The organism is Salmonella sp. SAL4457 (assembly GCF_046548235.1).
In the GTDB taxonomy this organism is placed as follows: Bacteria; Pseudomonadota; Gammaproteobacteria; order Enterobacterales; family Enterobacteriaceae; genus Salmonella; species Salmonella enterica.
The window spans coordinates 1-245 of the sequence record NZ_JBGDZO010001119.1 but is presented as its reverse complement, the minus strand read 5'-3'; the positions used below and the strand labels follow the sequence as shown (position 1 = coordinate 245).

Annotated in this window: 1 protein-coding gene; it reads right to left on the bottom strand. The window is 66.1% G+C overall.

Annotated features, from left to right (window positions below; genetic code table 11):
* Nucleotides 1-245, bottom strand: a 245-nt coding sequence (locus ACLJNW_RS27665) for a hypothetical protein (RefSeq protein WP_410961771.1), incomplete at both ends; no start/stop codon positions are given.

Here is a 245-nt window from a genome sequence, read left to right as displayed (position 1 = left end):
AGGTTGCTGGCCATGCATAACGGCAGCAGCGCGAGCATGCCCATCGCATCGCCCACGTACCAGCGCGCCCACATTTCCGGGAAACGCCCCATGCCGAAGACGCTGACCAGCACCGCGCCCACCGAGGCGCCGAGCAAGGGCGGAATCAGCGCGCCGGCCCAGAGCACGCGAACCGCCGAATGCAGGTTGAATTCGAAGTCCTCGCGCACCCGGTTGATGCGTAACAGCATCGCGGCGAAGATCGC